The sequence below is a fragment of the Denitromonas halophila genome, from assembly GCF_007625155.1.
In the GTDB taxonomy this organism is placed as follows: domain Bacteria; phylum Pseudomonadota; class Gammaproteobacteria; order Burkholderiales; family Rhodocyclaceae; genus Nitrogeniibacter; species Nitrogeniibacter halophilus.
The window spans coordinates 160,661-173,615 of record NZ_VMNK01000005.1 but is presented as its reverse complement, the minus strand read 5'-3'; the positions used below and the strand labels follow the sequence as shown (position 1 = coordinate 173,615).

At 63.9% G+C, this 12,955-nt stretch carries 16 protein-coding genes; 7 read left to right on the top strand and 9 right to left on the bottom strand.

Translation table 11 applies throughout. The features are described 5' to 3' along the window. Positions 1-104 precede the first annotated feature (104 nt). A complete protein-coding gene (locus FHP91_RS06980) occupies positions 105-545 on the bottom strand; it encodes an HD-GYP domain-containing protein (RefSeq protein ID WP_222105130.1) in 441 nt (146 codons plus the stop codon). Positions 546-742: 197 nt separating this feature from the next. On the opposite strand from FHP91_RS06980, the gene FHP91_RS06975 reads away from it, so the two are divergent. After that, positions 743-1,414 (top strand): lamin tail domain-containing protein, encoded by a 672-nt coding sequence (locus tag FHP91_RS06975; protein WP_144308890.1) that lies wholly within the window; start codon positions 743-745, stop codon positions 1,412-1,414. Positions 1,415-1,430: 16 nt separating this feature from the next. Next, a complete protein-coding gene (locus tag FHP91_RS06970; protein WP_144308889.1) occupies positions 1,431-2,366 on the top strand; it encodes an SdiA-regulated domain-containing protein in 936 nt (311 codons plus the stop codon). Positions 2,367-2,420: 54 nt separating this feature from the next. Here FHP91_RS06970 and FHP91_RS06965 read toward each other — a convergent pair whose 3' ends face one another. The 8 genes from FHP91_RS06965 to xseA all read right to left on the bottom strand — a co-directional run bounded on the left by FHP91_RS06965 (position 2,421) and on the right by xseA (position 9,582). Next, positions 2,421-3,347, bottom strand: coding sequence for a hypothetical protein (locus tag FHP91_RS06965; protein ID WP_144308888.1), 927 nt, complete (start codon positions 3,345-3,347; stop codon positions 2,421-2,423). Further along, a complete protein-coding gene (locus tag FHP91_RS06960; protein WP_144308887.1) occupies positions 3,344-4,741 on the bottom strand; it encodes a sodium:solute symporter family transporter in 1,398 nt (465 codons plus the stop codon). The genes FHP91_RS06965 and FHP91_RS06960 overlap by 4 nt, the downstream gene beginning before the upstream one ends. 24 nt (positions 4,742-4,765) lie before the next feature. Further along, the gene (gene arsS, locus FHP91_RS06955; RefSeq protein WP_144308886.1) at positions 4,766-5,731 is read right to left on the bottom strand and encodes an arsenosugar biosynthesis radical SAM (seleno)protein ArsS; all 966 of its coding nucleotides are present in this window, start codon (positions 5,729-5,731) and stop codon (positions 4,766-4,768) included. Between the two features lie 102 nt (positions 5,732-5,833). Then, a complete protein-coding gene (locus FHP91_RS06950; RefSeq protein WP_144308885.1) occupies positions 5,834-6,595 on the bottom strand; it encodes a pseudouridine synthase in 762 nt (253 codons plus the stop codon). Position 6,596: 1 nt separating this feature from the next. After that, entirely contained in the window at positions 6,597-6,794 is a 198-nt protein-coding gene (locus tag FHP91_RS06945; RefSeq protein ID WP_144308884.1) for a zf-HC2 domain-containing protein, read from the bottom strand. Continuing rightward, positions 6,788-7,393, bottom strand: a complete 606-nt coding sequence (locus FHP91_RS06940; protein WP_246116242.1) for a sigma-70 family RNA polymerase sigma factor — start codon at positions 7,391-7,393, stop codon at positions 6,788-6,790. Before FHP91_RS06940 ends, FHP91_RS06945 begins: the two co-directional genes overlap by 7 nt. Before the next feature lie 146 nt (positions 7,394-7,539). Then, positions 7,540-8,124, bottom strand: a complete 585-nt coding sequence (locus FHP91_RS06935) for a superoxide dismutase (protein ID WP_144308883.1) — start codon at positions 8,122-8,124, stop codon at positions 7,540-7,542. 87 nt (positions 8,125-8,211) lie between these two features. Next, complete coding sequence (gene xseA, locus FHP91_RS06930) at positions 8,212-9,582, bottom strand: exodeoxyribonuclease VII large subunit (RefSeq protein ID WP_391527562.1); 1,371 nt, start codon at positions 9,580-9,582, stop codon at positions 8,212-8,214. A gap of 357 nt (positions 9,583-9,939) precedes the next feature. Between xseA and FHP91_RS06925 the strand changes: the two genes are divergently transcribed. From FHP91_RS06925 to kdsB, 5 genes are read left to right on the top strand one after another with little or no spacing between them, the layout of a single operon-like run. Beyond that, the gene (locus FHP91_RS06925; RefSeq protein ID WP_144172753.1) at positions 9,940-10,548 is read left to right on the top strand and encodes a MotA/TolQ/ExbB proton channel family protein; all 609 of its coding nucleotides are present in this window, start codon (positions 9,940-9,942) and stop codon (positions 10,546-10,548) included. Between the two features lie 13 nt (positions 10,549-10,561). Beyond that, on the top strand, positions 10,562-10,978 hold the full coding sequence (locus FHP91_RS06920; RefSeq protein WP_144308882.1) for an ExbD/TolR family protein: 417 nt from the start codon (positions 10,562-10,564) through the stop codon (positions 10,976-10,978). A 16-nt stretch (positions 10,979-10,994) separates the two neighbouring features. Then, positions 10,995-12,011: a tetraacyldisaccharide 4'-kinase gene (lpxK, locus tag FHP91_RS06915; protein WP_144308881.1), complete on the top strand. Its 1,017-nt coding sequence runs from the start codon at positions 10,995-10,997 to the stop codon at positions 12,009-12,011. After that, on the top strand, positions 11,992-12,177 hold the full coding sequence (locus tag FHP91_RS06910; RefSeq protein WP_144172759.1) for a Trm112 family protein: 186 nt from the start codon (positions 11,992-11,994) through the stop codon (positions 12,175-12,177). The genes lpxK and FHP91_RS06910 overlap by 20 nt, the downstream gene beginning before the upstream one ends. After that, entirely contained in the window at positions 12,174-12,950 is a 777-nt protein-coding gene (gene kdsB / locus FHP91_RS06905) for a 3-deoxy-manno-octulosonate cytidylyltransferase (RefSeq protein ID WP_144308880.1), read from the top strand. The genes FHP91_RS06910 and kdsB overlap by 4 nt, the downstream gene beginning before the upstream one ends. Positions 12,951-12,955: the final 5 nt, after the last annotated feature.

Here is a 12,955-nt window from a genome sequence, read left to right as displayed (position 1 = left end):
CCGCTCGGCTGGGAGCACATCAACCTGACCGGCGATTACCTCTGGCGCAGCAGCGCCAAGATCGGCGCGGGCAAGTTCAGGCCGCTACGGCCGCTGCAACCGGCTTAGCGTGCTTTATTTTCCGTTTTCTGAGACGACCCCGGGTAGCCCTTGCCGTCAGGGCGTTCGTGATGCGACAGCACCGCGTCGACCGCCAGCGCCGCCAGGGGGTGGCCAGCGAGCAGCCGCGCACCGACCGCGGGGTGGGTGCGGACGATGTCGAATTCGTTGCCGCTGAGCCGATCCGGTTTGCGCAATATGGCGTCGGGGATGCCGACCTTCCCCAGATCATGCAGGAATCCACCGATGGCGATGCGGGCCACATCCCGTTCGCCCAGTCCGGCGCGGCGGGCGAGCGTTTCGGCCAAGCGCGACACGCGCCACAGGTGACCGCCGGTGTAGGGATCGCGTGCTTCCACCACCCAGGCCATGGCCAGCAAGGTGTGCATCAATTGTTGGGCGCTTTGAGCGTCCTGGCGGTGTCGGGAAAAGGGCCACAGTGGCATGGATCAGTGATTTCGGCGGTGGTCGATACCAATAGTATCGGCGCGGTCGCGCGGAAATTGAGTCAATCGGGGCATCTGTCCAACGGTGTGTCAGCTCGTCGTCGAATCGTCACACATCATCGCTAGCATGGCGTCATCCATGGTCGATCGGGATCGGTCGGCGTGGTCCAAACAAAAAATACGATGAGGTCAGTGCGATGAAGAAGACGCTTTGCGGTGTTGGCGTGGCCATGCTGCTGACAGGGCCGGCATTTTCGGCGGTGTCAGTGGCGGACATCCAGATCACCGAATGGATGTACAGCGGCGGCAGTGGTGAATTCGTCGAGTTCACCAATATGGGCAACTCGGCGGTGGACTTCGCCGGCTGGAGTTATGACGACGAGAGCCGTCTGGCCGGTGTATTCGATCTGTCAGGCTTTGGCCTGGTCGGTGTTGGTGAGTCGGTGATCATTACCGAAAGTGCCGAGGCCGATTTTCGTCTCGATTGGTCGCTGGCCGCCGGGGTGAAAGTCCTGGGTGGATATACCAATAATCTGAGCCGCGGGGATGAAATCAATCTGTTCGATGCGTCGGGCAGCCTGGTCGATCGTCTCACCTATGGTGACCAGGTCTTTGCCGGCACGGTGCGTACCCAGAACGCGACCGGCAACCCGCTCAGCGCGGCCGATCTGGCCGGGACCACCGTGACCGCCAACTGGGTGCTGGCGAGTGCTGGCGACAGCTTCGGCTCTTATGCAGCGACAAGTGGCGATGTCGGCAACCCGGGCTACTACGTCGCTGCACCGGTGCCCGAGCCTGAAACCTACGCCATGATGCTGGCTGGGTTGGCCCTGGTTGGCGGCATTGTCCGCCGCCGTGCTATGCGCTGATGGAGGAGACATGGCCATGAAACGCATGCATTGTCTCGTCGCCGCGCTGGCGCTTTTCGGCTCCGTTGCCCACGCCGCAAACTCGATCGACCTCTCGTCTTACTCGGTGACTGGAAACTACGCGCTCGATTCGCTCGGGACGATGGGCCTGGAAGCGTCTGCCGTCACCTATGCCCGTGATCGCGGTTCGCTGTTCTTTGTCGGAGACGAGGGCGAAGGCGTGGTTGAAGTGTCGCTGACCGGCCAAACGCTGTCGTCGATGGCGTTCAGCGCCTGGCCGACGGCGACTCGTCACAACGATGCCGAGGGCCTGACCTATCTGGGTGGCGGCGTACTGGTGGTGGCTGAAGAGCGCCTTCAGGATGCTTTTCAGTTTAACTACGTCGCCGGTGGCAGCGTGTCGCTGGCCAATGTGCCCTGGGCGTCGATCTCCGACTACGCCTACGCCAACAACGGCATCGAAGGCATCAGCTATGACCCGCGTGACGGCAGCTTCGTGTCGGTCAAGCAGGACAGCCCGATGGAGGTCCGTGCTGGATCGCTGACGTTTGCCGCCGGTGGCGGTATCTCGACCATGACGCCGTTGTTCGACGCCGGCATGCTCGGGGTGAGCAGCCTGTCGGATGTGCAGACGCTGTCGCCGATCGACGCGTTGGTTGGCACTGCGGCGGCCGACAACTTGCTGGTGCTGAGCTTGGGCTCGCAGACCCTGCTGGAAATCGACCGCGCCGGCAACACGCTGAGTCGCTTCGACCTGTCCGGTATCACCAGCCAGGCGATCGAGGGTGTCACGGTGGATGAGCTCGGCCGCATCTACCTGGTGGCCGAAGATTCTGGCACGCCGAACTCACGCCTGTTCGTGCTCTCACCGGTGCCCGAGCCTGAAACCTGGGCAATGATGCTGGTCGGCCTCGCCGGCCTTGCGCACCGGGTACGCCGCAGTCGCGCCTGATCGCAGCGCGACGGTATTACCAACGGCCGGGGCGTTTGCCTCGGCCGTTTTCGTTTATCCCGGGGCGGCTTGCGCCAGCGTGACAGCCAGGCCCTGCGCGATGCGCGCGAAATACGACTGGTGTGCATCGCTTCCGGCCGGCCAGTTGGCGAGAAAGCGCGCCTGCCACGCAGCGGCGTCGTAGTGCAGGGCCAGCGCCTCGATGACGTGGCCACCCTGGCTCAGGCCATACTCGGCCGGATACGGTCCGGCTCGGTGCGCGATGCGGGTGACGATGCCATGCCACGTGGCGCGGAAATTGGGCAGGCCGGCGGCGCCATTGTTGATGACGACTTTGCCAGGAGCGATCTGCCGGCACACCGGGGTGCAGGTGTGGCTGCTGGCGAACACGTCGACATCGGCCGCGTTGAAGGCGGCGATCAGCGCCGCTTGGTGCGCGGGGTCGTCGAGGTACGCTACATCGAAGTCCCAGCCAGCCAGCGCCGTGGCATCGCCATGCACTACGCCGACCCGCAGCGCGCCGACACGGTAGCGGGCAAACATCGGCAAGGTCGCCAGTCTGGCCAGGTGGTCGGGGTGGCGCGTGGCGGTGGCTTTCAGGCGGGCGTGGATCCGGTTGGAGCGTTCGACTACGCCGGCGTCAACGGTGTCGGGATAGGCGCAACCGCAGCCGGCGTCGTCGGCCTCGGGCTGGAGTTCGGCTTCGACGTTGCCGAGGATGGCGTCGTGTTTAAGCACTGCGGTGTTGACGCGGTCGAAGCCGGCGTCATCGACATTGAACCAGTTGAAATCGCCGTTAAAGCACAGGGTGACCGGCCCAGATTCGGCGTTGGCCATGGCGAGCAGCGCATCGAGCGCGGCGGTGTTGCCGTACAGCCCGCCGACCACGTACAGCGTTTCGGCGAGGCGCTCGGGTGCCGTGGCAATGGCCGCCGCGCCATAGCGGTAGCGCAGCGGACAGATGCGGCCGGCCTCGCTCATGCGGCTTCGGCCGCACGGCGGCGGTGGCCGAGCGCCAGCGGCAGCAGGAAGCCGGCGGTGCACAGGATCAGGCCATACAGGTTGGTGCCCAGCAGCAGGCCGTACTTGCCGGTGCCGATGGCCCAGCTGGCGGGGATTGCGCCGAGCGCGAGCATCACGCCAAGCGTCATGCCGGTCCAGAAGGCAAGATGGAAGGACAGCGGCGAGAAGCCGACCCAGCGCGAGAGCAGAAACACCGGTGCCAGGCCGATCACCATGGTGCCCGACAGCGTGGTGGCCTTGAGGATGTCGGTACCGGCGATCATAGGCAGGTTGCCGAGCAGGGCGAACACCGCCATGGTCACCACGCCGTTGCGGATGGCGCGGGTGCCCGGGGTGCGCCCGGCGAGCAGCGGCAGCTCGTGCGCGACCGACTTGGACAGCGAGGTGAAGGTCGAATCCAGCGTCGAGGCGGCAGAGGAGATCATCACCACGCTCATGGCAAAGAAGCCGGCCAGGCCGAGGCCTTTGGCCACTTGTGCGGGCGCATTGCCGGCAGCGGCGATGCCTTCGAGTTTGGCGTGGACACCGACCAGACTGAAGGCGAGAATCGCAAAAAAGCCGAGCACGCCCGCGACCACAAAGGCGCGCAGCATGGTTTTTTCGCGCGTGATGAAGCCGCGGTCGGTCAGCACCGGGTCGTGGAAGGGGTAGGACAGCACCTGCAGCAGCGCGACCAGCAGCAGGTCGGCGCCCGCGTCGAGCGCGAAATTACCCTCCGTGAGCAGCGCCACCGGGCCGTGGGTAGGCACGATCCAGATCAGCACCAGACCGAGGAAGAGCACGAACACCACGGCCTGGATCACGTCGGTAAAGATCGAGCTGCGCAGCCCACCCTTGAGGCTGTAGAGCAGCACGGCGGCGGTGAACAGCAGTGCCGAGGCAATGAAGGCGAAGGAGCCGGACTCGCCGTAGTAACCGCCGACCACCGCGGTGTTGCTCCACACTTCGTTGTAGAGGCGGATCAGAATGGCGGCCGAAAAGGCCATGGCAGCGAAGCGCCCGTATTTGGCCATCAGGAAGGGCACCATTCCGGTCGCGCCTTCGCGTGTGCGCAGGCGATAGATGACCCAGCCGGCAAAGGGGATCGACAGCCAGTAAGTAGCGTAGGCCAGCCCGCCGACGATGCCATAGGCAGCGCCGAGGTTGGCCGCGTTGGTCACCGACTTGGCGAAGATCCAGCTGATGAAGATGCTCATCATCAGGGCCCAGGAGGACGCCGGCCGGCCTTCGGTGTCAGTGCCGCGGAAGAATCCGCCCTCGTCCTTGACCTTGGGGGAGATGAGATACATCACCACCCCGAAGACCACCAGAAAGCCCCAGAAATACACGCCTTGTGTGTTGGAGAAGTCCATTGTCGGCCTCGCGTCTTTCCGGGTTCAACTCAGCGCGCCGCCGCAGCTCGAGCCTTGCCCGGCCGTGCAGCCGTAACAGTGACCGGCTACCTGAATGCGCCCGCCTTCGAGTTGCTGTGCGGTGATCTGGCGAATGTTCAGGCGCCGGCCGTCGGCGTCTTCGGTATGCATTTCAAGCATCTGGTTGAAGTCGCAGTCATACAGATTGCCCTGCCAGTCGATGCTGATCTGGGTGCGGCACATCACGCCGGGCAGATTGTCGTCGCGGTGCGCGGACTGGAGCAGATCCATGTAGCGGTTGAAACTGCCTTTGGAGAGCAGGGTCGAGCCAAAGCGCTGGATGGGCATGTTGGCCAGCGTGAATAGCTGGTTGAAGACGATGCCGAAGTGTTCGTTGAGGTGGGTCTTGTAGGCCGCTTCGAGCGGTGCTTGCGGCGGCGGCAGGACGGCGCCCTGGGGGTTGAAGACCAGGTTGAGCGTCAGCGCATTGCCCGGCTGGCCGTAGCCCAGGGCGTTGAGCTGTTTGAGGCCGTTGATGCTCGCTTCGAACACGCCCTTGCCGCGTTGCGCATTCACATTGTCTTCGAGATAACAGGGCAGCGAGGCGACGACTTCCACGCCGTGCTCGGCCAGAAATTCGGCGAGAGTCTCGTAGCCCGGCTCGCTGAGAATGGTCAGGTTGCAGCGGTCGATTACACGCAGGCCGCGGGCGCGGGCGGCGGTGACCAGACGGCGGAAGTGCGGGTTGAGCTCTGGTGCGCCGCCGGTCAGGTCGAGCATGCGCACATCGGGGTTGGCGTCGACAAAGCGCAGGATGGCGTCGATGGTCTCGCTGTCCATCTCCTCGGTGCGCTTGGGGCCGGCGTTCACATGGCAGTGCAGGCACTGCTGGTTGCAGCGGTAGCCGAGGTTGATTTGAAGGGTTTCGATGCGGCTGCGGGTCAGCGGGGGAAAAGCGGTCTTGCGAAGCAGGGGCAAGGTGGCGAGCATGCGCCGTCTCCTTTATTTGGCGTTGTTCTTGGCCGATTCGAAGGATCGTCGGCCTGCTGTGGAGTCAGACCATCGCGGGGGCGAAAAGCTTACAGCGCTTCGCTATTTTTGTAATGCGGCGGTCCAGCCGAATTGCGCCAGCAGCGCCATGAAGTCGTCCGCCGGCGCGGCCTGCAGGTGCAGGCGTTCGCCGCTGTGCGGGTGGTCGAGCCACAGGTCGGTGCTGGCGAGCAACAGGCGGCGGCAGCCGAAGTGCTCGGCAAACATCCGGTTGTGCTGCCCTTTGCCATAGGTGGCGTCACCGATGATGGGATGGGCAATATGCTTGAGGTGGCGGCGAATCTGGTGTTTTCGGCCGGTTTCGGGCTCGACTTCAAGCAGCGCGTAACGGCTGCTTGGGTAAGGATCAACGGCGATTGGCAATTCGATGGTGGCCAGGCGTCGGTAGGCCGTGCGTGCTGGCTGTGGCGCCGATTGTGCACGCGGATCAACCCACTCGCGGTCATCGCGCTGTTTGCTGAGTGGGTGGTCGATCAGGCCGGATTCTAGCGGATGGCCGCGCACCACCGCGATATAGCGCTTGGCGACCGTTTGTGCTTCAAACTGCCGCCCGATGCGGCCGGCGGTATCGGCGTTGAGCGAGAACACCAGCACGCCGGAGGTGCCGCGGTCGAGTCGATGAGCCGGCCAGACTTGCTGGCCGATCTGGTCGCGCAGCAACTGCACCGCGAAACGGGTTTCGTGGCGATCCAGTGCGGTGCGATGGACGAGCAAGCCGGCGGGTTTGTGGATGGCAACGAGGCTGTCGTCGCGATACAGGATCTCCAGCGGCGCGTCGTCCGCCGGCGCACCGACCTCCGGCATGTCAGCGGTCGACCGGGGTGTCGTCGGTGGCGGATGGATAGCGGCGAATCGCGCCGCGCAGAAAATCCATTTGCTTGCGCAGGTTGCTGCAGCCCTTGCACATGGCCAGGTGCAACTCGAGTTGCATGCGCTCGACGATGCCCAGCTCGCGATCTTGCGCTTGGGAGATGAGTTGAGAGGTTTCCTTGCAGCTCAGCATGCCGGCGATCCTTCCGAAAACCAGTTGGACTCAAGACAGCGGCGCAGGCCGTTGCGTGCCCGGTGCAGGATCACGTGGCAGTTGCTCATGCTGATCGACAAGGTGTCGCAGATCTCGTTGCTGTCGAGCTCAAGGAACTCGCGCATCATGAACACGCGTGCGGTATTTTCGGGCAGGCGGGTGAGGCAGGCGTCAAACACCTTCCAGAATTGCTGCTCGCGCAGCGCGTCTTCCGGGTCGCCCCAGTCGGTGGGGCGGGCGGCGGGCGTCCAGTGTTCGTTGGCCTTGAACAGGGTGTCGAAGGCGCTGTCCATGCTCTCGCCTTCGGCAATGTAGTCGCCCGCATTGACAGTGCGAGAGCGCTGCTTGATGGCGTCGAGCACGTTGTTGCGCAAAATCGCGAAGACCCAGGTCTTGACCGAGGAGCGGCCGCCGAATTGTTCCGCTTTGTTGAGGGCGGCGATCATGGTGTCCTGCACCATGTCTTCGGCCAGATGGCTGTCGCGCAACTGCAGGGTGGCAAAGCGCAGCATGTCGTTGCGCATGGCTGCCAACGCCTCGGGGGTCACTTTTGGGGTGTCAGGGGCGGGTGAAGTCACGGGACATCCTTGGGGCTGCCGGGCAGCGCGTTGGGGCAGGGGGCAGGATACACCAATGCCCCGGATGTCCGCCGCCCGCCATGGCCGGAAAACAAAAAAGCCGCGACACGTGTCGCGGCTTTTTCGCCGGGCGTTTCGACAAAAAATCAGCCGAAGTTCTTTGCCGCAAAGTCCCAGTTCGCCAGGCTCTTCAGGAAGGTGGCGACAAAGTCCGGACGACGGTTGCGGTAGTCGATGTAGTAGGCGTGTTCCCACACGTCGATACAGAGCAGCGCGGTGTCGGCGGTGGTCAGCGGGGTGCCGGCCGCGGTGGTGTTGACGATGTCGACCGTGCCGTCCGCCTTCTTGACCAGCCAGGTCCAGCCCGAACCGAAGTTGCCCACGGCCGAAGCGGTAAAGGCCTTGGCGAAGTCTTCGAAGGAACCCCACTTGGCCTTGATGGCCGCAGCCAGTGCGCCGCTCGGCTCACCGCCACCGTTGGGGGTCATGCTGTTCCAGAAGAAGGTGTGGTTCCATACTTGGGCGGCGTTGTTGAACAGACCGCCGGCCGGTGCCTTCTTGATGATGGCTTCCAGATCCAGGCTGTCGTACTCGGTGCCTTTGATCAGGTTGTTCAGGTTGGTGGCATAGGCTTGATGGTGCTTGCCGTAGTGGAATTCCAGCGTTTCGGCAGAAACGTGCGGGGCCAGAGCATCTTTGGCGTACGGCAGTTGGGGCAAAACGTGTTCCATGGTTTCTCCTTGTTGAAGCCTTGACTGAAGTCAATTAACCCGACAATTCTAGTCGGGAATGAGGGGAAATGACAACCGCGCCGCGGCTCAGTCGCTATCGATCGCCGGTTGTTGCTGGATGACCCGCGCGCTCAGCTTGCCGCGATGTAGTTGCACCGTGATGTCACGATTGGTGGCCGTGGCAGCGGCGTCACGCAGGATGTGGCCATGTTCGTCGCGAGTGATGCTGTAGCCGCGAGAGAGCACTGCCTCGGGATTCAGATGGTCCAGGTGGGCGGCCAGGGCGTCGAGCTGTGTGCGTCGCTGACTGAGTTGGCGGCGGATGTTGCGTTGCAGTGCGTTCTGCAGCGCGTCGATGGCCGGCCGGTAGCACGCTGGCGTCGGCCGCAAGGCGTTGAGTCGTGCGCCCAGGTGCATGTTCTGGCGCGCCAGGGTTTGGGTGTGGCTGGCCATCGCCATGCGCATGCGTCGTGCCAAGGCGGTCACGGCGGCGCGGCTGTCTGCCAGACGTTGACGGGGATGGGTCAGACGCAGGGCGATACGGTCGGTTTGCTGTTGCAGGGTGTTGAGGCGTCGTTGCATGGCACGTTGCATGGCGATGTGACGCCGGTCCAGCAGATCGGGCGCCGCGTAAAACCCGGCACTGGCCAGCTCGGCAGCGGCGGTGGGCGTGGTGGCGCGCAGATCGGCGGCAAAGTCAGCAATGGTGAAGTCGGTTTCGTGGCCGACGCCGCTGATCACGGGCAGCGCGCAGCGACGAATGGCCCGCGCAACGACTTCTTCGTTGAAGGCCCACAGGTCTTCAATGCTGCCGCCGCCGCGCACCAGCACCACCACATCCAGACCTTTGACGGGCGCGATGCGCGCCAGCCGGTCGAGCGCCGCGGCAATGCGCGCACCGGCGCCGTCGCCTTGTACGGGGGTCGGCAGCAAAACGAGCTTGAGGTGCGGCGCGCGGCGCGCGAAGCTGGCGCACACGTCTTTGAGCGCCGCCGCCTGCGGGCTGCTGATGATGGCCACGCCGCGCGGATAGTGGGGGGGTGACCGCTTTTTGTCGTTGGCGAACAGGCCTTCGGCCTCGAGCTTGGCTTTGAGGCGGACAAAGGCGTCGAACAGATGGCCAACGCCGGCCTCGCGCACCGATTCGACGCTGAGCTGGTAGTCGCCGCGCGGCTCGTACAGCGTGACCTGCGCGCGCAACTCGACTTGCATGCCGGCCCGCAAGCTGATGCTGAGGCGTTGCGCACGGCTGCGCCACAAGGTACAGCGCACTTGGGCGCCTGCGTCTTTGAGCGTGAAATAGATATGACCCGATGGCGCGTGCGTCACGTTGGAGAGCTCGCCGCGCACCCATAAAGGAGGAAAGCTGGTTTCCAGTGTCTCGCGGGCAATTCGATTCAAGTCACTGACCGATAAGGTCATTGGCGGGGTGTTGGCGGGTGTTGGCTGGGTTTCCATGGCCGCGATTGTATCGGCAATCCACACAGGACTGGTATTGTCAAGGCTTGCTGCGGTGCACCAGCAAAAATGTAATGGAATACTTCGGGTGTTTTTCAAGTAACTGATTTTATTGATTTTTTATCACTGCCTCATTTTTAATCTAAGTAGGAAAAGCCCTTTCATTTAGCGGGTTTAGGGGCGTCACACCAAACTCATCCACAAAGTTATCCACAGATTTTGTGGATGTCTTTGCGAAGCCCTTGTGGCGACACGGTTTGCACTGCCTTTGCAATGCTTTGAGGTCACCGCGCTGGACGAGATCGCCTGCCCGGCGCTACAGTTCCGCCTTTGAAAGATTCGCAGGGGATTGCGCGCGTGTTCGAGATCATCAAGGCGGCGGGCTGGCCAATCTGGCCGCTGTTGTTTGCATCTGTCATTGCCGTTGCGCTCATTATCGAGCGATCCATCACGCTGCGACGCTCCCGGATTGCACCGCGCGGCTTGCTCGACAAGGTCGTTGCCGACTTGCGTCGTCAGGGCGTGAGCGCGGAAATGATTCAGCGCGTGTCCGCGCATTCGCCGCTGGGCCAAGTGCTGGCGGCCGGCTTGCGCAATGTGAAGAGTTCGCGCGAGGTGATGAAAGAGGCGATTGAGGAGGCCGGCCGCACGGTGGTGCACGACCTCGAACGTTTCCTCACCACGCTGGGTACGATTGCGTCCATCGCGCCGCTGATGGGCTTGTTTGGCACCATCGTCGGCATGATCGAAATCTTTGGTTCGCAGACGCCGGGCGGCGCTAACCCGCAGCAGCTCGCGCACGGTATTTCGGTGGCGCTGTACAACACGGGTTTCGGCTTGATCATCGCCATTCCGGCCATGATCTTCTGGCGGCATTTCCGCGCGCTGGTCAATAGCTTTGTGCTCGACATGGAACAGCAGGCCGTCAAGCTGGTTGAGGTCGTGCACGGCGAGCGCCGCGGCTGATCGGGAACGCCCAATGCGATTTCAGACCAACCGCCGGCAGGAAGAGCCCGAGATCAACCTGATCCCCTTGATCGACGTGTTGCTGGTGATCATCATCTTTTTGATGCTCACCACCACCTATGCGAAGTTTTCGGGGCTTGAGTTGAATTTGCCGACGGCCAGCGCCGACGCCATTCAGACGCAGGCCAATGAAATCAATATCGCGGTGACCGCCGATGGCGACGTGCTGATTAACCGCGTGCCGGTGATCGGGCGGGACATCGACGCAATCGCCGCGGCGCTTGGGCGCGCTGCGCCGGCCGATGCCGAGCCGCCGCTGGTGGTGATCAACGCCGACGCCAAGGCGCAACATCAGCGTGTGGTGGATGTGATGCAGGCGGCTCAACGGGTCGGCTTGCCGCAGATTACCTTCGCGACCCGCGGCGAGTGAGCCCGGGCGCGCACGCATGACGGCGACAGCGCCGGCCCTCTGGCAGCGCCGTGGCTGGCGCGCCGTGCTTCTTCTCCCGCTCTCTTTGGTCTTTGCCGCGCTCTCTGGCGTGCGCCGGCTGGCGTATCGCGTCGGCGTACTGTCGTCGCAGGCCGCGCCCGTGCCGGTGGTGGTGGTCGGCAACGTGGCCGTTGGCGGGAGCGGAAAGACGCCCGTGGTGATCTGGCTGGCCGAGCAACTGATGGCGCAAGGCTACCGACCCGGCATCATCAGCCGCGGGTACGGCGGCCAGCGCACCGACGCGCGTTGCGTGGAGGGATCCTCCCTGCCTGAGGAGGTGGGCGACGAACCGCTGTTGATGGCCCGACGGACCGGTTGTCCGGTGGCCGTCGGCCGAGATCGTCCGGCCGCGGCGCGTGCGCTGTGCGAGGGCCATCCCGAGGTCGACATCATCATCAGCGATGATGGTTTGCAGCATTACGCGCTGGCGCGCACTGCGGAAATTGTGGTGATCGATGAGCGGGTGCTTGGCAACGGCTGGTTGTTGCCGGCCGGGCCGTTGCGCGAGGTTGTCGGGCGCGCCCGGCAGGCTGATCTGGTGCTGACGCATGGTCCGGTTTCGTCCGGTCTCGCGAGGCGTTTGAGTGGTGTCGAGTGTGCAGCGATGACGCTCGTCGGCGAGCGCTTTGAGCGCATCGGACAGGCTACGCAGACAGTGGTCGCTGCCGATTTCGCCGGGCAAACAGTGCATGCCGTGGCGGGTATCGGACGGCCGCAACGTTTTTTCGATCAGCTGGCCGAGATGGGGCTGACGGTGATTGCACATCCGTTTCCCGATCATCACGCCTTCACGCCGGCCGATCTGGCCTTTGGTGAGGGCGAAGCAATGATTCTGACCGAGAAGGATGCGGTAAAATGCGCCGCATTCGCGCCGGCGAACACATGGGTGTTTCCGGTGCGCGCCTCGATCCCCGACGCTGCCCTGCAGCCAATTCTGGAGAAGCTTTCCCGTCATGGACGCCAAGCTGCTTGAAATTCTGGTCTGCCCCTTGTGCAAGGGGCCACTCGACTACCGCAAGACCGAGCAGGAACTGGTCTGCAAACCCTGCCGGCTGGCCTACCCGATCCGTGACGGCATCCCCGTCATGCTCGAAGACGAAGCGCGGACGCTGTCCGTGACCGAGGACGGCGGGCCTTGAACGGCTTCAAACTGGTCATTCCGGCGCGGTTCGCATCGAGCCGTTTGCCGGGCAAACCGCTGGCCGATATTGCCGGCAAGCCGATGATCGTGCGGGTGCTGGAGCGGGTGCAGTCCTCCGGCGCAGATGAAGTCTGGGTGGCGACTGATCACGCCGGCGTGGCAGATGCCGTTCGCGCGGCGGGCGGGCAAGTGGTGATGACTCGTGCGGATCATCCCAGCGGCACGGACCGCCTTGCCGAGGTTGTGGCACTGCAAGGCTGGGCGGATGACGACATCGTGGTCAATGTGCAGGGCGACGAGCCGCTGATCGATCCGGCGCTGGTGCGGGGCGTGGCCGAGGCGCTGGCGGCGGATCCGGCCGCGGCGATGTCCACCGCGGCGCATCCGATCGACTCGGCCGAGGACATGTTCAATCCCAACGTGGTCAAGGTGGTGACCGATGTGCGCGGTCGGGCCATGTATTTTTCGCGGGCGCCGATTCCCTGGGCGCGCGACGCCTGGGCGACCGCGCGCGAGGCCGTGCCCGCCGGGCTGCCGGTGATGCGGCACATCGGCTTGTACGCTTACCGGGCATCCTTTTTGCGCCGTTACACACGTCTCGACGCGTGTGCGCTGGAGCAGTGGGAGGCCCTGGAGCAGTTGAGGGCGCTGTGGCATGGCGATGTGATTCAGGTGTTACGCGTGGATCATCCGCCGGCCGCCGGCGTGGATACGGAAGACGATCTGGCGCGGGTGCGCCAAGTGTTTGACCGGTCCGGGGTTTGCAGGTAACTTCA

Coding starts and splice junctions, on each gene's coding strand:
- FHP91_RS06980 (WP_222105130.1), bottom strand. CDS start 545: ATGCCACTGTGGCCCTTTTCCCGACACCGCCAGGACGCTCAAAGCGCC.
- FHP91_RS06975 (WP_144308890.1), top strand. CDS start 743: ATGAAGAAGACGCTTTGCGGTGTTGGCGTGGCCATGCTGCTGACAGGG.
- FHP91_RS06970 (WP_144308889.1), top strand. CDS start 1,431: ATGAAACGCATGCATTGTCTCGTCGCCGCGCTGGCGCTTTTCGGCTCC.
- FHP91_RS06965 (WP_144308888.1), bottom strand. CDS start 3,347: ATGAGCGAGGCCGGCCGCATCTGTCCGCTGCGCTACCGCTATGGCGCG.
- FHP91_RS06960 (WP_144308887.1), bottom strand. CDS start 4,741: ATGGACTTCTCCAACACACAAGGCGTGTATTTCTGGGGCTTTCTGGTG.
- arsS (WP_144308886.1), bottom strand. CDS start 5,731: ATGCTCGCCACCTTGCCCCTGCTTCGCAAGACCGCTTTTCCCCCGCTG.
- FHP91_RS06950 (WP_144308885.1), bottom strand. CDS start 6,595: ATGCCGGAGGTCGGTGCGCCGGCGGACGACGCGCCGCTGGAGATCCTG.
- FHP91_RS06945 (WP_144308884.1), bottom strand. CDS start 6,794: ATGCTGAGCTGCAAGGAAACCTCTCAACTCATCTCCCAAGCGCAAGAT.
- FHP91_RS06935 (WP_144308883.1), bottom strand. CDS start 8,124: ATGGAACACGTTTTGCCCCAACTGCCGTACGCCAAAGATGCTCTGGCC.
- xseA (WP_391527562.1), bottom strand. CDS start 9,582: ATGGAAACCCAGCCAACACCCGCCAACACCCCGCCAATGACCTTATCG.
- FHP91_RS06920 (WP_144308882.1), top strand. CDS start 10,562: ATGCGATTTCAGACCAACCGCCGGCAGGAAGAGCCCGAGATCAACCTG.
- lpxK (WP_144308881.1), top strand. CDS start 10,995: ATGACGGCGACAGCGCCGGCCCTCTGGCAGCGCCGTGGCTGGCGCGCC.
- FHP91_RS06910 (WP_144172759.1), top strand. CDS start 11,992: ATGGACGCCAAGCTGCTTGAAATTCTGGTCTGCCCCTTGTGCAAGGGG.